The organism is Streptomyces kebangsaanensis (assembly GCF_001906585.1).
GTDB classification, from domain to species: domain Bacteria; phylum Actinomycetota; class Actinomycetes; order Streptomycetales; family Streptomycetaceae; genus Streptomyces; species Streptomyces kebangsaanensis.
The window spans coordinates 140,326-158,948 of the sequence record NZ_JUJA01000164.1 but is presented as its reverse complement, the minus strand read 5'-3'; the positions used below and the strand labels follow the sequence as shown (position 1 = coordinate 158,948).

18 protein-coding genes and 1 pseudogene are annotated in these 18,623 nt (G+C 73.0%); 6 read left to right on the top strand and 13 right to left on the bottom strand.

All coding sequences use genetic code 11. The features are described from left to right. Nucleotides 1-375 precede the first annotated feature (375 nt). The 9 genes from RH94_RS33800 to acsA all read right to left on the bottom strand — a co-directional run bounded on the left by RH94_RS33800 (nucleotide 376) and on the right by acsA (nucleotide 9,745). Nucleotides 376-1,167 (bottom strand): ABC transporter permease, encoded by a 792-nt coding sequence (locus RH94_RS33800; protein WP_073952132.1) that lies wholly within the window; start codon nucleotides 1,165-1,167, stop codon nucleotides 376-378. After that, complete coding sequence (locus RH94_RS33795) at nucleotides 1,164-2,141, bottom strand: ATP-binding cassette domain-containing protein (RefSeq protein ID WP_073952131.1); 978 nt, start codon at nucleotides 2,139-2,141, stop codon at nucleotides 1,164-1,166. The genes RH94_RS33800 and RH94_RS33795 overlap by 4 nt, the downstream gene beginning before the upstream one ends. A gap of 75 nt (nucleotides 2,142-2,216) precedes the next feature. Continuing rightward, complete coding sequence (locus RH94_RS33790; RefSeq protein WP_073952130.1) at nucleotides 2,217-3,059, bottom strand: DUF4097 family beta strand repeat-containing protein; 843 nt, start codon at nucleotides 3,057-3,059, stop codon at nucleotides 2,217-2,219. Nucleotides 3,060-3,145: 86 nt separating this feature from the next. After that, entirely contained in the window at nucleotides 3,146-3,664 is a 519-nt protein-coding gene (locus RH94_RS33785; protein ID WP_073952129.1) for a toxin-antitoxin system HicB family antitoxin, read from the bottom strand. A 581-nt stretch (nucleotides 3,665-4,245) separates the two neighbouring features. Continuing rightward, nucleotides 4,246-4,488 (bottom strand): acyl carrier protein, encoded by a 243-nt coding sequence (locus RH94_RS33780; RefSeq protein WP_073952128.1) that lies wholly within the window; start codon nucleotides 4,486-4,488, stop codon nucleotides 4,246-4,248. Then, nucleotides 4,488-5,861: a dihydrolipoamide acetyltransferase family protein gene (locus RH94_RS33775; protein ID WP_073952127.1), complete on the bottom strand. Its 1,374-nt coding sequence runs from the start codon at nucleotides 5,859-5,861 to the stop codon at nucleotides 4,488-4,490. Before RH94_RS33775 ends, RH94_RS33780 begins: the two co-directional genes overlap by 1 nt. Then, nucleotides 5,854-6,843 carry an alpha-ketoacid dehydrogenase subunit beta gene (locus RH94_RS33770; RefSeq protein ID WP_073952126.1) on the bottom strand — a complete coding sequence of 330 codons (990 nt, stop codon included), beginning with the start codon at nucleotides 6,841-6,843 and terminating at the stop codon, nucleotides 5,854-5,856. The genes RH94_RS33775 and RH94_RS33770 overlap by 8 nt, the downstream gene beginning before the upstream one ends. Next, nucleotides 6,843-7,880, bottom strand: a complete 1,038-nt coding sequence (gene pdhA / locus RH94_RS33765) for a pyruvate dehydrogenase (acetyl-transferring) E1 component subunit alpha (RefSeq protein WP_234426220.1) — start codon at nucleotides 7,878-7,880, stop codon at nucleotides 6,843-6,845. The genes RH94_RS33770 and pdhA overlap by 1 nt, the downstream gene beginning before the upstream one ends. 59 nt (nucleotides 7,881-7,939) lie before the next feature. Continuing rightward, the gene (gene acsA / locus RH94_RS33760; protein ID WP_073952124.1) at nucleotides 7,940-9,745 is read right to left on the bottom strand and encodes an acetate--CoA ligase; all 1,806 of its coding nucleotides are present in this window, start codon (nucleotides 9,743-9,745) and stop codon (nucleotides 7,940-7,942) included. 227 nt (nucleotides 9,746-9,972) lie between these two features. Between acsA and RH94_RS33755 the strand changes: the two genes are divergently transcribed. From RH94_RS33755 to RH94_RS45455, 3 genes and pseudogenes are all read left to right on the top strand, one after another. Further along, entirely contained in the window at nucleotides 9,973-11,649 is a 1,677-nt protein-coding gene (locus RH94_RS33755; RefSeq protein ID WP_073952123.1) for a sensor histidine kinase, read from the top strand. Nucleotides 11,650-11,773: 124 nt separating this feature from the next. Continuing rightward, nucleotides 11,774-12,420, top strand: a pseudogene (locus tag RH94_RS33750) (DUF1918 domain-containing protein); the annotation flags it as partial. Nucleotides 12,421-12,422: 2 nt separating this feature from the next. Next, the coding region (locus tag RH94_RS45455) for a pyridoxamine 5'-phosphate oxidase family protein (protein WP_234426219.1) at nucleotides 12,423-12,662 on the top strand (240 nt) is incomplete at its 5' end. A 109-nt stretch (nucleotides 12,663-12,771) separates the two neighbouring features. Here RH94_RS45455 and ppk2 read toward each other — a convergent pair. Continuing rightward, on the bottom strand, nucleotides 12,772-13,575 hold the full coding sequence (gene ppk2, locus RH94_RS33745) for a polyphosphate kinase 2 (RefSeq protein ID WP_073952122.1): 804 nt from the start codon (nucleotides 13,573-13,575) through the stop codon (nucleotides 12,772-12,774). 254 nt (nucleotides 13,576-13,829) lie between these two features. On the opposite strand from ppk2, the gene RH94_RS33740 reads away from it, so the two are divergent. Then, complete coding sequence (locus RH94_RS33740) at nucleotides 13,830-14,558, top strand: CBS domain-containing protein (RefSeq protein ID WP_073952121.1); 729 nt, start codon at nucleotides 13,830-13,832, stop codon at nucleotides 14,556-14,558. On the opposite strand, the gene RH94_RS33735 is transcribed toward RH94_RS33740, so the two are convergent. Next, a complete protein-coding gene (locus RH94_RS33735) occupies nucleotides 14,493-15,200 on the bottom strand; it encodes a beta/alpha barrel domain-containing protein (protein ID WP_234426218.1) in 708 nt (235 codons plus the stop codon). The two genes, RH94_RS33740 and RH94_RS33735, sit on opposite strands and share 66 nt — an antisense overlap. 166 nt (nucleotides 15,201-15,366) lie before the next feature. On the opposite strand from RH94_RS33735, the gene RH94_RS33730 reads away from it, so the two are divergent. Beyond that, nucleotides 15,367-16,254, top strand: coding sequence for a universal stress protein (locus RH94_RS33730; RefSeq protein ID WP_073952120.1), 888 nt, complete (start codon nucleotides 15,367-15,369; stop codon nucleotides 16,252-16,254). A 76-nt stretch (nucleotides 16,255-16,330) separates the two neighbouring features. Here the strand turns inward: RH94_RS33730 and RH94_RS33725 are convergent, their stop codons facing one another. Next, a complete protein-coding gene (locus RH94_RS33725; protein ID WP_073952119.1) occupies nucleotides 16,331-17,356 on the bottom strand; it encodes a 6-phosphofructokinase in 1,026 nt (341 codons plus the stop codon). Between the two features lie 265 nt (nucleotides 17,357-17,621). Here RH94_RS33725 and RH94_RS33720 point away from each other — a divergent pair, with 265 nt between their 5' ends. Continuing rightward, nucleotides 17,622-18,098 carry an Hsp20/alpha crystallin family protein gene (locus tag RH94_RS33720; RefSeq protein WP_073952118.1) on the top strand — a complete coding sequence of 159 codons (477 nt, stop codon included), beginning with the start codon at nucleotides 17,622-17,624 and terminating at the stop codon, nucleotides 18,096-18,098. A gap of 101 nt (nucleotides 18,099-18,199) precedes the next feature. Here the strand turns inward: RH94_RS33720 and RH94_RS45450 are convergent. Further along, a partial coding sequence (locus RH94_RS45450; RefSeq protein WP_234426217.1) for a universal stress protein occupies nucleotides 18,200-18,623 on the bottom strand: 424 nt, incomplete at its 5' end.

Genomic DNA, 18,623 nt, shown 5'->3' with positions numbered 1-18,623 from the left:
GCCGGCGCCGGAATCCCGGCCTTCGACGGAGCCTTCGACCCCACCGTCTTCGACGTCGCCGAGCGCACCGCCTTCCCCAACGGCGTCACCCTCACCCGCCTGACCCGCCGCTGACCGTCCTGGCCCCGGGGAGCATCGGAACGACCAGCAGCGGCAGCGGTCAGCCGGTGGCGGAGCCGGCCGAGCGGCTGGGCGTGCTCCTCACCCCTCACCGCCCTGAGTCGCACCCCGTCGAGCTCCCGGTGTACGGCACGGCGCTGCGCTCCGTCGACCTGGCCGGAATCGCGTTCGGGGCGGCGTACGCCGACGTGGTGTCGGAGTACGCCGCCCTCGGGCAGGACGAGCCGCGGGAGGCGGCCCGCGCGGCCGTCCCGGCTACTTCGGATCGCGGTCGAAAACCGTCTTCGACCAGAAGTAGCCGAGCGCGGTGAGAGCCAGGCACCAGGCGACCGCGAGCCACCCGTTGTTGCCGATTTCGCTGCCGAGCAGCAGGCCGCGCAGGGTCTCGATGGCCGGCGTGAACGGCTGGTACTCGGCGATCGGCTGGAACCAGCCCGGCATCGCGTCCACCGGCACGAAGGCGCTCGAGATGAGCGGCAGGACGATCAGTGGCATCGCGTTGTTGCCGGCCGCCTCGGCGTTCGGGCTGACCAGGCCCATCCCGACCGCGATCCAGGTGAGTGCCAGGGCGACCAGCGCCATCAGCCCGAACGCCGCCAGCCACTCCAGGGCCGTGGCACCCGTGGACCGGAAGCCGATGGCCACGGCGACGGCGCCCACGAGGACCACGCCGGCGACCGACTGCAGCACGCTGCCGACGACGTGCCCGATGAGTACGGACCCGCGGTGGATCGCCATCGTGCGGAAGCGGGCGATGATGCCCTCGGTCATGTCGTTGGAGACGGACACCGCGGTCCCCACCACGGCGCCTCCGATGGTCATCATCAGGATGCCCGGCACGACGTAGGCGATGTACTCGGAGCGGTCGGCGCCTCCGCCGCCCATGCCCGCGCTCATCACGTCACCGAAGATGTAGACGAAGAGCAACAGCAGGACGATCGGCGTCAGCAGCAGGTTCAGGGTGAGGGACGGGTAGCGCCGCGCGTGCAGGAGATTGCGGCGCAGCATCGTGGACGAGTCGCGCACGGCGAGGGAGAGGGAGCTCATCGGACAGCCTCCTCGGGCTGGTCGGTGGAGCCGGTCAGGGCGAAGAACACGTCGTCGAGGTCGGGGGTGTGCACGGTCAGCTCGTCCGCCTCGATGCCGGCGGAGTCCAGCCGGTCGAGGAGGGAGCGCAGTTCGCGTTGTGTGCCGTCACTGGGGATCTGCAGCGCCAGCGCCTTGTCGTCCCGGCTCACCCCACGCAGGGCGAGGGCGGCGGACCGGTACGCGGCCGGGTCGGCGAAGCGGAGCCGGACGTGCCCGCCGGGGATCAGCCGCTTCAGCTCCTCGGCGGTGCCCTCGGCCGCGATCCTGCCGTCGTCGAGCACGGCGATGCGGTCGGCGAGCTGGTCCGCCTCCTCCAGGTACTGCGTGGTGAGGAAGACGGTGACGCCGTCGGAGACCAGTTCGCGGATGATCTGCCACATGGTGTGGCGGCTGCGTGGGTCGAGACCGGTGGTCGGCTCGTCGAGGAAGATGATCCGCGGGTCGCCGACCAGCGTCATGGCGATGTCGAGGCGGCGCTTCATGCCGCCGGAGTAGGTGGAGGCGGGCTTCTTCGCGACCTCCGACAGGTCGAAGCGCTCCAGCAGTTCGGTGGCGGTGCGGCGGCCCTCGCTGCGGGAGAGGTGGTGCAGGTCTGCCATGAGGAGCATGTTCTCCTCGCCGGTGATCAGCCCGTCGACGGCGGAGAACTGCCCGGTGACGCCGATCGCGGCGCGCACCCCCTCCGGGGAGGTGGCGACGTCGTGGCCCGCGACCTGGGCCTGCCCGCCGTCGGCGGCGATGAGCGTGGACAGGATCTGCACGGTGGTGGTCTTGCCGGCGCCGTTCGGCCCGAGCAGCGCGAAGACCGAGCCGGCCGGGATGCGCAGATCGATGCCGTCGAGGACGGTCTTGTCGCCGTACGACTTGCGCAGACCGGCGGCGGAGACGGCGGCCGGTGCCGGGTGACCGTCGGTCCGACTGGACGTGGGCATGACAGGAAAGGACATGGAGTCCTCCGCTCGAAGGCTGAAGTGGGCGCGGGACGGGGTCGGTTGAGGAGGTGGTGCTCAGGCCTTGGCGCGGAGGATGTCGATGTTGCCGTGCCGGGTGCGGGCGCGGACTTCGACGGTGTCCTCGGTCTCCTCCGGGGTCTCGGACGCGGTGAGCGTGTTGCGCACCTGGCCGGAGCCCGAGCTGACGTCGAGCCAGGCGGCGGTGCCCTCGCGGACGCCGACCTCGATGGCGCCGTAGGAGGTCTCCAACCGGACTGTGCCGCGGGCCACTTCGCCCACACGCAGGGTGCCGTGGGCGGTGGTGGCGGTGACCGAGTCCTCGGCACGCGCGATGTCGATGTCACCGTTGGCGCCGCTCACCCGCAGCTCGCCGGTCGCGGCGCCGACGGTCGTGGTGCCGTGCGAGTTCTTCAGGACGGCGGGGCCGTCGACGAGGCCGACGCGCAGGCTGCCGGAGCTGGTGGTGACCTCGGCCGTGCCCTCGACCCGGCCCACGGTGATCGAGCCGTGCGACGCGGTCAGCCTCAGCGGCCCGGTGGTGTCGAGGCGGACGTCACCGGACGAGGTCTTCACCCGGACCTCGCCGAGCCGGCCCTCGCCGAGCACCTGGGCCCAGGCGCCGGTCATGTCGACGCGCGAGCCCGTGGGCAGGTCGACCGTCACGTCGACGGTGCCGGTGCGGCCGAACAGATTGGGCTTGGGCGTCCTGACGGTCAGGACGCCGCTCGCGTACGTGACCTCGGTCTGGTCGGCCGTCCGCACGTCCAGCTCCTTCTCCGGGTCGCGGGGCCGCACCTCGACGACGGTGTCGAGGCGGTCGCCCGCGATGAGCTGGATGGAACCGGCCTCCACGTGCGCCGTGGCCGAGATCGCTTCGGGAGTGTCGAAAGAAGGCATGGCTGTCCCGTCCTCTTGGGTCTTCACCACGTCCCCGCTGGTGGGACGTGGTGGGTGTGGGTGAAGTGGTGCGGGCGGGGACGCGGCTAGCGCGCCCAGCCCGTGAAGCTCTGTCCGACGGTCCGGCTCTTCCCCGTCGTACGCGGCCGGGGGCCGTCGTCGACCGCGGCCGACACGGCGCGCACCAGCCACGCGTTGACCGACAGGCCCTCGCGGCTCGCGGCCTCCTCGGCGCGCGCCTTGAGGTGGGCCGGCAGCCGCAGATTGACGCGGGCGGTGCCGCCCTCGTTGCCGTCGGCCGGAGCCGGGGCCATGAGCGGTTCGGCGGGTGCGACCGGCTCCGCGTGGGCGCCGCCGTCGGTGGGCGGTGGTGTCACCACGAAGTCGGGGTCGAGCCCGCGCAGCCGTACGTCGACCGAGCCGGGGGCGAGTTCGCGGGTGATCTCGTCCATCGCGGCGGAGAGCACGTTGAGCAGGGTCAGCCGGGTCGCCGACTCCAGGGGAGCGGTGAGCCGCTCGGCCAGCTCGCGGGCTTCGTCGCCGCCGGCTTCGGCGGCCACCGCGAGTTCGCGGCGGAGGGTGTCGACATACGGCGTGAGGTCCATGACGCCATCATGGCATCATCGTGGCGCCATGCACAAGGCCGGGTGGCGTCTTCTGGGAAGCGGGTTTGGGGGTGGCCGCCTGAACTGCGGAAACGTGAAGAGGGTGCCCCGAGGTATTGCGGCGCCATGCGTGCTCGTGCGCTTTTGGGGGCGTGGAATGGCGCCGGGTAGCGCCAAGCGGTGCCACCCGGCGCCATGCGATGCCATGTGGTGTCGCGAGGAGGTGGCCTGCCCCGCCCGGCCAGGGCATGTGTGAGGTCATGATCAACCGTCTTCCTGCCGGATCCGGTCACCCCGACGCCCGCGGCCGGGGCGTGGGCCCGGCCCTGCTGACCGCGCTGCCGGCCTCCACCGACGCTGCCGGGATCCGGGCCGTGCGGTCCGGGAGCCTCCCGGAGAACGACGCCGGCCCCCTCTCGTCCCCGCCGGCCGGAAGAACGTGTGGCGGCCGAGGACGCCGACGTGGCCGAACCGCAGCGGGGACAGGCGGGCGAGCAGGCCGTCGGTGACGGGGCAGCCGTCGACGGCTGCCTGCTGCGCCGCCCCGGTCGGCCGGGGACCGCCGGGGGCGCCCGCGGTCATCACGCGCGCGCGACCAGGAACTCGGTGGCGTCCCGCAGGGCTGTCAGCCGCGGATAGTCCTCCTCGTCGATGCGCAGACCGGTGCGCTCGGAGAGGGTTTCCACGAAACTCAGGAAGTCCAGCGAGTCGAGTTCGAGCGCGTCGCGGAACGGGGCGTCCGGTTCCAGGCCGGTGAGATCGGCGCCGGGCACCACACGGGTGATGGCCTCCTCGACGGCGGTCCGGGCTTCGGTCTCGTCCATCACAGGTTCTCCGGTTTCTGGAGCAGACGGTCGACGGCGTTCAGGAACCGGGCCCCCACGGCGCCGTCGCTGGCTCGGTGATCGGCGGACAGGGTGGCCGTCACGACAGGACGCACACCGATCATGCCGTGGTCCGCCCAGGGCCGTTCGAGCACGGCCCCGAAGCCGACCAGGGCGACCTGAGGCGGGTATATGACGCCGTAGACGGCCTCGACGCCCTGATCGCCGAGGCTGCTGACGGTGAGGGTGCCGCCGGTGATCTCCGTGCCGCGCAGCCGTCCTCGCCTGGCCCGCTCGACCAGGTCCTTCAGCCGGGTCATCAGCCGCGCCGGAGCGAGCGAGTCCGCGTCGCGGACGACCGGCGCGGCCAGGCCCCCGTTGCGCAGCGAGACGACGAAACCGAGGTGGACACCGCGGCCCGGGACGAAACCCCCGTCCTGCCAGAAGCCGTTCAGGCCGGGGACCTCGACGGCGGCGGTGGCCACCGCCTTGAGCAACAGCGCGGCGGGCAGCATCCGTTCGCCGACCGGCAGTTCGCGGTTGCGCGCGCGCAGCCACGCGAGCGCCGCGCTCATGTCGATCGTCGTGGCGAGGTAGTAGTGGGGGATCTCCCGGTTGGCCCGGCTCATCAGGTCGCCGATCGCCCTGCGCATCGCGGCGGCGGCGGGCTCGGCCGCCCCGGCGCGGCCCGGAACCGGCAGAGGGGCCCGCGCGGGCGCCGAGGGCGCCGCGGTCTCCGCGGCGGCGGGTGCGGGACCGGCACGCAGGTGTGCCGCCTTCCGCACGTCGGTTCCCCGTACGGCTCCGTCCCGGCCGGTGCCGCGCACGGTGCCCAGGTCGACGCGCAGTTCCGCGGCGAGCCGTCGTGCGTAGGGTGTGGCGCGCGGGCGCCGGCCGCCTTCGTGCGCGGTGCCCTCGACGTCGGCACGGGTGATCCTGCCGCCGGGCCCGCTGCCGTGCACCGCCGTCAGGTCGACGCCCCGCTCGTCGGCGAGGTGCCTCACGAGCGGTCCGGCTTCGGCGTGGACCACGGGCGGCTGCGGCACCGGGGCGGCCTCCTGCCCGGCTTTCCGGGGCCGGGGCGCCGCCGGCTGTTCCACGGGGGCGGCCGCCCGGTCCCGTGCCGCCGTCTCCCTCCCCGCCGCCTCGATGAGGGCCAGCGGTGCGCCCACCGGAACCCTGGTGCCGGGCGCGACCAGCAGGCGGCCGACGGTTCCCGACTCGAAGCACTCGACCTCGACGGCGGACTTGTCGGTCTCGACGACGGCGATCACATCGCCGCGCGTGACCGTGTCGCCGGGGGCGACGAGCCACTCCTGGAGCGTGCCCGCCTCCATGTCCGCGCCCAGCGACGGCATGGTGAACTCACCCACGGTGTCCCACCGCCTCCCGGGCCGCGGCGGCGACGCCCTCCGCCTGGGGCAGCGCGGCCTCCTCCAGGTGCCTGGCGTAGGGGATCGGCACTTCGGCGCTGCACACCCTCCCGACCGGTGCGTCGAGTTCGTAGAAGGCCTGCTCGGTGATCCGGGCGGAGACCTCGGCGGCGAGACTCCCGGTGCGCCAGCCCTCGTCGACGACGACGGCACGGTGCGTCCTGGCCACCGAGGCCATGATCGTGGCGTCGTCGAGGGGGCGGAGGCTGCGCAGGTCCACGACCTCGGCGCTGATGCCCTCCCCGGCGAGGAGGTCCGCCGCCGAGAGGACCTTGGGCAGCGAACCCCCGTACGTGAGAAGCGTGACGTCGTCGCCCGACCGGCGGACGGCGGCCGACGCGACGTCCAGGGGGCCTTCGACGGGGGCGAGTTCGCCGGAGACGTTGTACAGGGAACCGTGTTCGAAGATGACCACGGGGTCGGGGTCGGCGAGCGCGGGGGCGAGCATGCCGCGCGCGTCCTCCAACGTCGCGGGGGCCAGGACGCGGATGCCGGGGATGTGGGCGTACCAGCCCTCCAGGCTGTGCGAGTGCTGGGCCGCGAGCTGCCGTCCCGCTCCGGTGGTCATTCTGATGACGACCGGCACCGAGAGCTGGCCGCCGGACATGTGCCGCAGCGTGGCGGCGTTGTTGAGGATCTGGTCGAGTGCCAGCAGGCTGAAGTTGACCGTCATGACCTCGACGACGGGCCGCATGCCGGCGATGGCCGCGCCGATGCCCGTGCCGACGAACGCCGACTCCGACAGGGGTGTGTCGCGCACCCGCTCGGGGCCGAACTCCTCGACCAGACCGAGGCTGACACCGAAGGAACCGCCGTACTTGCCGACGTCCTCGCCCATCAGGAAGACCCGGTCGTCGGCCGACAGCGCCTCGCGGAGGGCCTCACGGAGCGCCTCCCGGTACGTCGTCGTGGCCGTCGCCATCAGCGTGCCTCCGGCAGGTCACCGGGGACCGTGCCGACGTACCGCAGGAGGTCGCCCACGGGCTCCACCGGAGCGGCCTCGGCCGCGGCCACCGCGCGGTCGACCTCGTCCGTGCAGCGTCGGTCCAGCTCGGCGTACGACGCGTCGTCCAGCTCGCCCGCCGACCTCATCCGCCGCTCCAGCAGCATCACCGGGTCACGGGTGCGCCAGTGTTCGACCTCCGCCTTGTCGCGGTAGCGGTCGGGGTCGTACATGGAGTGCGCGCGGAAGCGGTAGGTGCGCAGTTCCAGGAAGTACGGGCCGTGCCCGGCGCGTATGCCCTCCACCGCGCGGCGCGCGGCGTCCTCGACCGCGAGGACGTCCATGCCGTCGACGGCCCAGGCGGGCATCCCGTAGGACGCGGCGCGCATGGCCAGGTCCGTCTGTCCGTGCTCGGCGCGCAGCGGTGTCCCCATCGCGTACAGGTTGTTCTCGCACGCGAGCAGCAGCGGCAGCCCCCATAGGACGGCGAGGTTCGCGGTCTCGTGGAACTCGCCCTCGGCGAAGGCGCCGTCCCCGAAGAAGCAGCAGACGGCACCGGGGCCCCCGCGCATCTTCTCGGCCAGGGCGAGCCCGGCGGCGAGCGGGATGCCACCGCCGACGATCGCGTTGCCGCCGTAGAAGCGCCGGCTCGTGTCGAACAGGTGCATGGAACCGCCGCGTCCGCGGCTGCACCCGGTGGCCTTGCCGTACATCTCCGCCATGACGGCGTCCGTGGGCACGCCGCGGGCGAGGGCGTGGCCGTGCTCGCGGTAGGTGGAGACGACCGCGTCGGCCGGGCCGAGCGCGTCGAGCACGCCGGCCGCGACGGCCTCCTCCCCGATGTACAGGTGCACGAAGCCCCTGATCTTCGCGGCGCTGTACAGCTCGACACAGCGCTCCTCGAAGCGGCGGATCAGCAGCATGGAGGCCAGGAGGTCGCGATGGTGCTTGGCGGCGGCGTCCTGGTGGGTTCCGTGGTGGGCGGGCTTGGCCGGTTTCCTGTGGCTGGTGCTCATGGCCGGGTGCTCCGAGAGGTCTCGTGGTGCGGGTCCGCGTCCGGCGCACCGGGCCGGACTCATGGCGCCGGGGGCTCCGGCGTCTCCAGGGTCGAGGTGTCGCCCTCCGGGAGGCCGAGCTCGCGCGCCCGCAGCAGCCGCCGCATGACCTTGCCGCTCCTGGTGTGCGGCAGGTTCCGGTCGAAGACGATCTCCCGGGGCGCCACCGCGGGCCCCAGTTTGCGGCGGGCGAAGGCGAGGAGGTCCCGCAGGAGGTCGTCGTCCGGATCCACTCCCGGGCGCAGGGACACATAGGCCTTCACGATCGCGCCGGCGGTCGGGTCCGGACGCCCGATCACCCCGGCCTCCGCCACCCGCGGATGCTCCAGCAGGGCGCTCTCCACCTCGAACGGGCTGATCAGGTGGCCCGCGGACTTGATGACGTCGTCCCCGCGCCCGACGAACCAGAAGTACCCGTCCGCGTCCCTGCGCACGATGTCGCCGGTCAGGTACCAGCCGTCGGCGAAGCACGCGGCGTACCGGTCCTCGGCGTGCAGATAGCCGCGGAACATCGACGGCCAGCCGGGCCGCAGCGCCAGTTCGCCTTCCTGGCCGGGTTCGTCGACCGTGCGGACACGGCCCTCGGGCGAGCGCCACACGGTGCCGTCGGGCGCGCGGGCCAGGACGGCGGCGACCATGCCCGGCAGGGGGCGGCCCATCGACCCGGGCTTGATGGGGCAGGCCGCCAGGTTGGCGATGACGATGCAGCCGGTCTCGGTCTGCCACCAGTTGTCGTGCACCGGGAGCCCCAGCACGTCCCGGCCCCACAGGACCACTTCGGGGTTGAGCGGTTCGCCCACCGAGGCGACGAACCGGAGCGCCGACAGATCGAACGAGCGCGGCAGGTCGTAGGGGCCCTGCCGGGGAGTCGCCCGCATCATCATGCGCAGGGCGGTGGGCGCGGTGTACCAGACCGTGACCCGTTCCCGGGCGAGGACGCCGTACCAGCGGCGTGCGTCGAAGTCGCCCTCGTCGACGACGACCCTGACGCCGTGCGTGAGCGGGGCGATGACGCCGTACGACATGCCGGTGACCCAGCCGGGGTCGGCGGTGCACCAGTACACGTCGTCCGGGTGCAGGTCGAGCGCGTACGCGGCGGTGACGTGATGGGCGACGACCGCCTCGTGCACATGGACGGCGCCCTTGGGGGCCCCGGTGGTGCCACTGGTGAAGTGCAGCAGCGCCACGTCGCCGGGATCGGTGCGGGCGACGGAGAAGTCGTCGTCGGCCGTGGCCATCAGCGCGTCGAAGGACAGCGTGCCGGGAAGGTCCCGGCCGTGCTCGCCGACGATCAGGACATGAGCGAGTTCGGGCAGGCCGTCCCGCACCGGGGCGACCTTGCGCACGTACAGCTGCTCGGTGGTGACCAGGACGCGGGCGTTGCCCAGCCGCATGCGCTGGGCCACGGGATCCGGCCCGAAGGCCGGGAAGAGCGGGCAGAGCACGGACGCGTTCTTGAACGTGCCGAGCACCGCCGTGAAGAGTTCGGGGCAGCGCCCGAGCAGGGTGAACACCCGGTCGCCCCGGTCCACGCCGAGGGAACGCAGCACCTGGGCGAACCTGTTCGTCAGCCGCGCGAGCGCCGTGTACGAGACGGACTCGGCCGTCCCGTCCCGGCGCACGCAGCGCAGGGCGACCCGGTCGCCGCGGCCCTCGGCCACGTGACGGTCCACGGCCTCGTACCCGATGTTGAGACCACCGTGCGGCAGCCCGGCGAGCCGTTCGCGTGCCGCGGCCCAGCTGAACTCGGCGCAGGCCTTCTCGTAGTCGGTGAGGACCGGGGTCACGGGAGCCGGTGCCGTCTTGGCGATGACGTCCTGCCTCATGGCGTGCCTTCCTCGCCCACGCGCCGTGAACGTTCGCGCGGAGCTCTCCTCCCATGATCGGCGCAAGGAGCGCGGACCGCCAGGCGACTTGCGTGCCGGCACGGCGCACGAGCCCCCGGGTGCCGCCGTCCGCGCCGAAGTGACCGCGCCGTCCCCGTGCCGCGCCACTACTGTGGCAGGTGGGGGAGACGGCCTTCGGCACGTGGCGGGGGCTTGGAGGGTCACCGGTGGCAGGCTCCGAGGAGTTCGGTGGGACCGGGGCGGCCCGGGTGCGGCTGCCGCAGCTGCGGCTGGACGAGCTGCTGGAGGAGTTGCGGGCGCGCGTGGACGCCGCCCGCGGGACCCGGGACCGGGTCCACAGCCTCCTGGAGGCGGTGCTCTCCGTCGGCCGCGAGCTGCAGCTGACACAGGCGCTGCACCGGATCGTGGAGGCTGCCGCGGTCCTGGTCGACGCCGAGTACGCGGCGCTGGGCGTGACCGGCCCGGACGGCAGGCGGATGTCGGCGTTCCACACGGCCGGGGGCGGCGAGGAGGACACCACCCGGATCGACCCGTTCCCGGACGAGCACGGGATCCCGGCCCGTCGCCCCGCGACGAGCACCTTCCTCGGTGTCCCGATCCGGGTGCGGGACCAGGTGTTCGGCCATCTGTACCTGACCGGGAAGCGGGGCGGGGGCGAGTTCGACGAGGAGGACGAGTCGGTCCTGTCCACACTGGCGGTGGCGGCGGGGGTGGCGGTCGACAACGCCCGGCTGTACGAGGAGTCCCGCCTGCGCGAGCGCTGGCTGCGGGCGAACGCGGAGATCACCCGCGGCCTGATGTCCGGCGCCGCCCAGGCGGACGTGCTCAAACTGATCGCCGAACGCGCGCGCGAGATCACCGGTGCGGCGCTCGCCGCGCTGTCCACACCCGTGAAGGGCACGGACACCCTCACCGTGGAACTGGCCATCGGCCAGGAGGCGGACGCACACCGCGGCCTGGTCCTGCCCGTCGCGGGCACCCTCACGGGAAAGGCGTACGCCGACGGCGCACCCGTGAGCAGCCCGGACGTCGCCCACGACGAACGTGTTGCGGCCGGCCCCGCGCGGTTCACCGGCCTCGGCCCTGCCGTCGCCGTGCCCATCGGCGCAGGCGACCATGTGCGCGGCGTGGTCCTGCTCGCCAGGGAGAGGGGCGACGACGACTTCTCCGACCGGGAACTGGAGATGCTGACGGGCTTCGCCGCGCAGGCCGCTCTCGCCATGGAGCTGACCGGGCGCCGCCGGGACGCCGAGCAGATCGCCCTGCTGGAGGACCACGACCGCATCGCCCGGGATCTGCACGACCTGGCCGTCCAGCGGCTGTTCGCCACCGGGATGACCCTGCGGAGCGCGGGCCGTCTCATCGATCACGAGGGAGCCAGGCGGCGCGTGCTGCGGGCCGTGGACGACCTGGACGAGACGATCAGGGTCATCAGGTCGACGATCTTCGGGCTGCGCCTGCGCGGCGACGACGCGGCCCCCGGCCTGCGGGCGCGCGCGATCCGGGTGATCGGCGAGGCCACGCCCGTGCTGGGTTTCGCGCCCGGCGTGCGGTTGGAGGGACTGCTCGACACCCACGTACCGAGGGAGACCGCCGACCACCTGGTGGCGGCCCTGTCCGAGTCCCTGACCAACATCGCCCGCCATGCCCGCGCCGACCGCGCCGAGGTCGTGCTGGACACCGACGGCAGGACGGTGCGTCTCCTCGTCGTCGACAACGGTGTCGGGACACCGCCGCAGGGTTGTCGCGGCGGTCTGGCCACCATGGCCGAGCGGGCCCGGAAACTGGGCGGCGACCTGGAGCTCACCACCCCCGAGGGCGGAGGCACCAGACTGGTGTGGCACGTGCCGGTGAGCGATGAGCAGGGCCCGCCCGGGAGCTGACCGGTCGCGGAGGACCGGGGACGGTCCGCCCGGCACCCCGCACGGGGCGGGACCTCGAGCCCGTTGGTGCGGGCAACGGACCGGGGCGATCCTGGGAAGGGACTCCTCGAGAGAGGGCATGACCATGCACGCTCACCTAGGCGATCGTCTGGTCGTCGAAAGCCCGGTCACCGGCGTCGGCCGGCGCGACGGCGAGATCGTCGGCCTCCACCACGACGACGGCACACCCCCGTACGACGTGCGCTGGTCGGACACCGGCGAGATCACGCTGGTGTTCCCGGGGCCGGACGCGCACGTCCACCACCCGGGGCGCGAGGAGACCCCGGCCGGTGGGCCGGCCCCCGCCGGACCCGCCGCCTCCGCGGCGGGGCAGCCGGGAGACTTCGGACGGCGCCTGGCGGCGGCCCGCCGGCGCCGGGGACTGAGCCCGGAGGAGACGGCCGGCCGTGCCCGGATGTCGCCGCAGTACCTCGCCTATCTCGAACAGCGCCCGTCCGAGCCGGGCATCGCCACCGTCCTGCGCCTGGCCGACGCGCTCGGCACCACACTCGTCGCGCTGCGCGGCGGCGACCAGGAACTGCCCCCGGGACAGGGGCAGGCACTGCTCCACCCCCGGCTGACGGACCTGAGCCAGGACGAGTGCCGGGCGCTGCTGTCCACGCACGGAGTGGGGCGCGTCGCGTTCACCACCCCGGACGGGCCCGCCGCGTTCCCGGTCAACTACGAGGTGGCGGACGGGGCCGTCTTCTTCCGCACCGAGCCCGGCTCGGCNNCCCGCCACGGCCGTCGGCAACGAGGTCGCCTTCGAGGTCGACCACGTCGACGAGACGATGAGCCGGGGCTGGAGCGTGCTCGCGGTCGGCCGTGCCGAGGCCGTCGACGACCCGGAGGCGGTCCGCCGGCTTCAGGAACGCGCCCACTCCGCACCCTGGGCGGGCGGCCCGCGCACGCTCTGGGTGAAGGTGTGCCCCACCCGCCTGACAGGACGCCGCATCACCGTGGCCGACCGGTGAGGGCGGGCAGCGGCCGGCCGTGACCCCCGGCCGAGCGGGCGCCGGGGATCCAGGAACCCTCGGGGCCCGGCGTGGACTGTTCGGCCGGATCCTCCGGGCGGGGGTGGGGTCACAGGTCCGCCGTGCGATCGGGGACGTAGGTCTGCAGATCGCGCGGCGGACGCTCGTAACCGGTCGACCGGGGCCGCACGGGCAGTTCCAGCACCGGCGGAGCGGCTTCGCGGTACGGCACCGTGTCCAGCAGATGGGCGATCATGTTCAGCCGGGCCCGCCGCTTGTCGTCGCTCTCCACGACGTACCACGGTGCCTCGGCGATGTCGGTGTGCACCATCATCTCGTCCTTGGCCCGCGAGTACGCCTCCCAGCGGGTGATCGACTCCAGGTCCATCGGCGACAGCTTCCAGCGCCGCAGCGGGTCCTCCAGACGGCGCCGGAAGCGCTCCTGCTGTATGGCGTCGCTCACCGAGAACCAGTACTTGCGCAGCAGGATCCCGTCCTCCACCAGCATCCGCTCGAAGATCGGGCACTGGCGCAGGAACCGCTGGTACTCCTCCTTGGTGCAGAAGCCCATCACGTGCTCGACCCCGGCCCGGTTGTACCAGGACCGGTCGAACAGCACGATCTCCCCGGCCGCCGGCAGCTGTTCGACGTACCGCTGGAAGTACCACTGGGTGCGCTCGCGCTCGGTCGGCTTCGGGAGCGCCACGATCCGGGCGACGCGCGGATTGAGGTGCTCGGTCACCCGCTTGATCGTGCCGCCCTTGCCCGCCGCGTCCCGCCCCTCGAACACCACCACCAGCCGGGCGCCGGTCGCCCTTACCCACTCCTGCAGCTTCGCCAGCTCCGTCTGCAGACGGAGCAGTTCCTTCTCATAGGTCTTGCGCGGCAGACTCGCCGCCTTCCCGTCGGCCATACCGCCTCCGCTGTGCGGTCCAGTCGCCCGAAGGACGTCCACGTCCGGGCTTCACCCCAGGACGCCAACGTACGTTCCGGCCGGCGGCCGCGCACCCAGGCCCCCGCGGCCGGGGACTTGGGGCCGACCGGCCCTGGGGTCGTCCCCGGACAGCCCATGGGCTCCCGGCCCGCGCCGCTGGATGCTCGAACCATCCGGGCACGAAGCCGGTCCGGGGAGCTGTCCTCCGCGGCCGGGCTGAGGAGGGAGTGGACATGAAGCACGACAAGATCGGTTCGGTGATGACCGACGAGGTCGTCCGGGCCGAGTACGGCACTTCGTTCAAGGAGGTCGCGCGCCTGCTCGCCGACCACCGGATCAGCGGTCTTCCGGTGGTGGACGAGGACGAGCACGTCATCGGTGTGATCTCGGAGACGGACCTGATGGCGCGCCAGGCACAGGCGCCGGACCGGCGTGAGCCGGGCCGTCACTTCCGCACCCTGCTGACGGGGACCGCTCGGCGCCGGGCGGTGAAGGCGAAGGCGCGCACGGCCGGTCAGCTGATGACCGAACCGCCCGTGACCGTGCACGCCGACGACACCATCGTGGAGGCCGCCCGGACCATGGCCGAGCGCCATGTGGAGCGGCTGCCGGTGATCGACGAGGAGGACCGGCTGGTCGGCATCGTCACCCGGCGCGACCTGCTGCGGGTCTTCCTGCGGCCCGACGCGGAGATCCGCGAGGAGGTCGTCCGCGAGGTGCTGGTGCGCACCCTGGGGCTGGCACCCCACAGCGTCGCCGTCTCGGTGACCGAGGGCGTCGTCACCCTGGAGGGCCGCATGGAACGCAGGAGCGACACCGAGATCGCCGTGTCGATGACCCGGCAGATCGACGGCGTGGTCGACGCCGTCGGCAAGCTCACCTACCGACTCGACGATTCACGGATCCGGCTCGACGGCGGCACCACGCGGGGCGTGGCCGACGACTGGCTGCGCGGACTGTGAGGACTCCGAGGGCCCCGAGCCCCGGGGACGGCGGGGCCGAGGCCTCGGGAGCACGGTGAACATGCCCAGTTCGTGGGCGCGCGCGAAGACCTCGCCGGCTTCCCGCAGCCGGCGGTCCGACTGCTCCGAGCCGAAGTGGACCGTCGCGCCGACGCAGGCCGCGCCGAGGTCGAAGCACTGCTCGACGTTGCCGAACATGATCTGGTCGTAGTGGTTCGGGTAGGTCAGCGGCTCATTGTGGTCGAGCTTGACGATGAAGGGGATCCTGTGCGCGTACCGCCGCGACACGGCCCCGAGCACACCGAGCGTGCCGGCAACGGCGTTGCAGCCGCCCTCGACGGCGAGCTCGACGATGTTCCTGGGATCGAGGTAGCGGGGGTCCGCGGCGAACGCCGACGCGGCGGAGTGCTCGACGCCCTGGTCGGCCGGCAGGATCGACACGTGTCCCGTGCCGGCCGGACGGCCGTGGTCGAAGAGGGACCGCAGGTTGCGCAGCACCCGCGGCGTGCGGTCGGTCGCGGCCACGGTCCGGTCGACGAAGTCGGGACCCGGCAGCACCAGATCCTCCTTGGGGCTCCCTTGGGCGGTGTGGGCCGGCAGATCCTTGGCCTCGTCGCCCAGCAAGCCTTGGACGTCGGTCATCGGCCCGCCTCTTCGGTAGTCCGGAACGCCGGGGGCGGGACCCGGGTTCCCACGACCGCCGGACTCGTGTGAGCCCGCCGCGACGTCCCCGTCGTGGAACAGTGGAGGAGAAGGGGCGCGGGCGTGCGGCGCCCGCGGAGGTGCCGGCCGGGCGAAGGAGGACACGATGACTCACCCTGTGCTGGCGGGTGTCGACGGGTCCGAACGCAGTCTGGCGGCAGCGGGCTGGGCGGCGCGGGAGGCCGCGTCGCGTGGCGTTCCGCTGCGCCTGGTCCATGCGTCCCCGCCGCTTCCGGACACCGCCGTGCCGGGCCCGGCCGTGGACAGGCTGCACCACATGGGCGCGCAAATGCTCCAACGGGTGGTCGCCGACCTCGGCGACCGCTGTCCGGATGTCGAGGTGGGGGGCGAGCAGGCCGACGGCGACCCGGCCACGGCCCTCCTCGTCGCGGCCCGCGACGCCGGGCTCCTCGTCGTCGGCACCCGGGGGACGGGCGGTTTCGGCGGCCTGGCGGTCGGACGGGTGGCCTTGCGGACGGCGGCAGCGGCCCCCTGCCCCGTCGTGCTGGTTCCCGAACGGTCCGGCGTCTTCGGAGAGGAGGGGCCCGCGGCACGCGGCGCTGCCCAGGTCGTGGTGGGGTTCGACGCGCACCGCCCGGTCGGAGAGGTGGCGGATTTCGCGTTCTCGGCCGCCGATTCACGCGGAGCGGACCTGCGGGCGGTCCAGGCATGGGCGTTTCCCGCCGAGGCCGTCTCCCCACGGACGCTGGTGGTGACCGAGGAGGACCGCGCCACGTGGGAGGACCAGGAGGTCCTGCGGCTCTCCGACGCGCTGCGCCCCTGGCGCGAGAAGTACCCGGGGGTGGCGGTCCGCACCGATGTCATGCTGCTCCATCCGGCGGAGGCGCTCCTGAACGCGTCCCGGGGCGCGGCTCTGCTCGTCGTCGGCCGCCGCACCGACCCGCGGGCGCCCGAGGGCCGGCTGGGCCCGGTCACGCACGCCGTACTGCACCACGCCCGCTGCCCGGTGGCGGTCGTCCCGCACGCCGGATGACAGCCGGCCGCGAACCGCCGGCCGCGAACCGGCGGCCACGAACCAGTGGTGGAAGCCCCGCCGGACGCCGGGCCGGTCAGCCGAAGAACACCTCGAACTCGTCGTACAGCGACGGATCGACCAGCTTGGTCCTCGCCGTGGCGTCGGCGAGCGGATGGCGGACGATCCGGGTGCCCTGCAGGGCGACCATGGTGCCGAAGTCACCGTCCTTGACCGCGTCGATGGCGTGCAGTCCGAAACGCGTGGCGAGCCAGCGGTCGAAGGGGCTCGGGGTGCCGCCGCGCTGGACGTGACCCAGGACCGTGGTGCGGGCGTCCTTGCCGGTGCGCTCCGAGATCTCCTGGGCCAGCCATTCGCCGATGCCGGACAGCCGCACATGCCCGAACTCGTCCAGTGACTGGTCCTTGAGGAACATCTGTCCCTCCTTGGGGACGGCTCCTTCGGCGGCCACGACGATCGGCGCGTAATTGATCTTGAATCGGCTCTTCACCTGTTCGCAGACCTGGTCGATGTCGAACGGCCGCTCCGGGATGAGGATCACGTTGGCGCCGCCCGCGACACCGGCGTGCAGGGCGATCCACCCGGAGTGCCGTCCCATCACTTCCACCACCAGGGTGCGCATGTGCGACTCGGCGGTGGTGTGGAGACGGTCGATGGCCTCGGTCGCGATGCCCACGGCGGTGTTGAAGCCGAAGGTGCAGTCGGTGCCGGAGACGTCGTTGTCGATGGTCTTCGGTACGCCGACCAGAGGGACCCCCTGCCCGCTCAGCTCGGTGGCCACACCGAGCGTGTCCTCACCGCCGATCACGACCAGCGCGTCGACGCCGTGCGCGGCGAGGGTGTCCCGCACACGGCGCAGCCCGTCCTCGTGCTTGAGCGGGTTGGTGCGGGAAGAGCCGAGGATGGTCCCGCCACGGGGGAGGATCCCCCGCACAGCGGGGACGTCCAGAGGCATGACGGCATCCTGGAGCAGACCGAGCCAGCCGTCCCGCACCCCGACGAAGTCGAAGGCGTACTCCTGGACGCCCTTGCGGACGACGCTGCGGATCACGGCGTTCAGGCCGGGACAGTCACCGCCGCCGGTCAGCACTCCGACCTTCATGGGCTTCCTCCCATCCGCTCCCTCCAGCCTTCCTCCAGCCTCCCTCCGTTCGATCCGCGGTGGCCACTCGGCGGACCCGGGGACCCCGGGATCCGGACGGCTCGCTCGTCGGGACGTCAGGTCCCCGGGCCGGCCCGGCACCCGAAGGCGCGCCGCTACCAGGCATGTCGACGAGAGGAGCCCCGGGCGTGGAGTCGCCCGGCCGGGTGAGGGCGTGCACCATGGAAAGTGACCTGAACGCCGCTCTTCACGGAGGTGAGTCGCGATGACCCTGCCTGTACGACACCGGGCCGGCAGTCTGCTGGGTAGGGCGTTCCCCGCCCTCGGCTGGAGTGAACCGGCGGCCGCCGAGTTCGACGAGCTGTGGGAGCGCATGAACCGTCTGATGGAGGGCGCTGCCGCCGCCTCGTCCGGACTGGCCTGGTCGCCCGCGGCCGACATGCGGGAGACCGACGACGCCTACGTGATCGAGGCGGAGCTGCCCGGCGTCAAGCGGGACGACGTCCACATCGAGATGAGCGACCGGGAAGTGCGCATCACAGGGGAGTACAAGGAACAGGAGCGTGAGGGCGTGCTGCGCCGCAGCACCCGCCGTACGGGGCACTTCGAGTACCAGGCGCTCCTTCCCGCGGATGTCAGGGCCGAAGAGGTCAGCGCGACCCTCAGCGAGGGCGTACTGACCGTCACGGCGCCCAAGGCAGAGGCCGCGAAGCCACGCCACATCGAAATCACCGGGCCCTGACGGTTCCCGGCCCGACGTGCGGGGCCGCCCCCGCGCGGCAGCGGGATCCGGGGAACGGGCCCCCTCGACCGCCGTGCGACGGCGGCTGCGTCGGGACCGTCTCACCCATGAGGGACGACGGCGACCGGGCAGCGCCCGTGATGGAGGGCGGCCTGCGCCACGGGGCCCAGACGGGGCGCCGGAGCGGGACGGTGCCGGCGACGGCCGACGACCAGCAGCACGGCACCTTCGGCGGCCTGTACGACGGCCCGGGCGGGGCTGGTGAGACGGACGCTGCCGGCCATGTCCACCCGCGGATACTCCTCGCGCCAGGGACGGAGCGCCTTGTCCAGCCGCGTCCGGGCGTCCTGCCTCGTCTCCTCGGTGACGTCGTGGTCCACACCCTGGGACGTCTGTGCGTGGAGCGGCATGCTTCGGCCGTGGACGGCGAGGAGGGGCACGCCCCTGGCCGCGGCGGTGCGGAAGGCGAAGCCGAGCAGGTCGTCGGAGGATCCGCGCAGCTTCAGGGCCACGACCACGCGGCTC

Coding starts and splice junctions, on each gene's coding strand:
- RH94_RS33800 (WP_073952132.1), bottom strand. CDS start 1,167: ATGAGCTCCCTCTCCCTCGCCGTGCGCGACTCGTCCACGATGCTGCGC.
- RH94_RS33795 (WP_073952131.1), bottom strand. CDS start 2,141: ATGCCCACGTCCAGTCGGACCGACGGTCACCCGGCACCGGCCGCCGTC.
- RH94_RS33790 (WP_073952130.1), bottom strand. CDS start 3,059: ATGCCTTCTTTCGACACTCCCGAAGCGATCTCGGCCACGGCGCACGTG.
- RH94_RS33785 (WP_073952129.1), bottom strand. CDS start 3,664: ATGGACCTCACGCCGTATGTCGACACCCTCCGCCGCGAACTCGCGGTG.
- RH94_RS33780 (WP_073952128.1), bottom strand. CDS start 4,488: ATGGACGAGACCGAAGCCCGGACCGCCGTCGAGGAGGCCATCACCCGT.
- RH94_RS33770 (WP_073952126.1), bottom strand. CDS start 6,843: ATGGCGACGGCCACGACGACGTACCGGGAGGCGCTCCGTGAGGCCCTC.
- pdhA (WP_234426220.1), bottom strand. CDS start 7,880: ATGAGCACCAGCCACAGGAAACCGGCCAAGCCCGCCCACCACGGAACC.
- acsA (WP_073952124.1), bottom strand. CDS start 9,745: ATGAGGCAGGACGTCATCGCCAAGACGGCACCGGCTCCCGTGACCCCG.
- ppk2 (WP_073952122.1), bottom strand. CDS start 13,575: ATGGCCGACGGGAAGGCGGCGAGTCTGCCGCGCAAGACCTATGAGAAG.
- RH94_RS33740 (WP_073952121.1), top strand. CDS start 13,830: ATGAAGCACGACAAGATCGGTTCGGTGATGACCGACGAGGTCGTCCGG.
- RH94_RS33735 (WP_234426218.1), bottom strand. CDS start 15,200: ATGACCGACGTCCAAGGCTTGCTGGGCGACGAGGCCAAGGATCTGCCG.
- RH94_RS33730 (WP_073952120.1), top strand. CDS start 15,367: ATGACTCACCCTGTGCTGGCGGGTGTCGACGGGTCCGAACGCAGTCTG.
- RH94_RS33725 (WP_073952119.1), bottom strand. CDS start 17,356: ATGAAGGTCGGAGTGCTGACCGGCGGCGGTGACTGTCCCGGCCTGAAC.
- RH94_RS33720 (WP_073952118.1), top strand. CDS start 17,622: ATGACCCTGCCTGTACGACACCGGGCCGGCAGTCTGCTGGGTAGGGCG.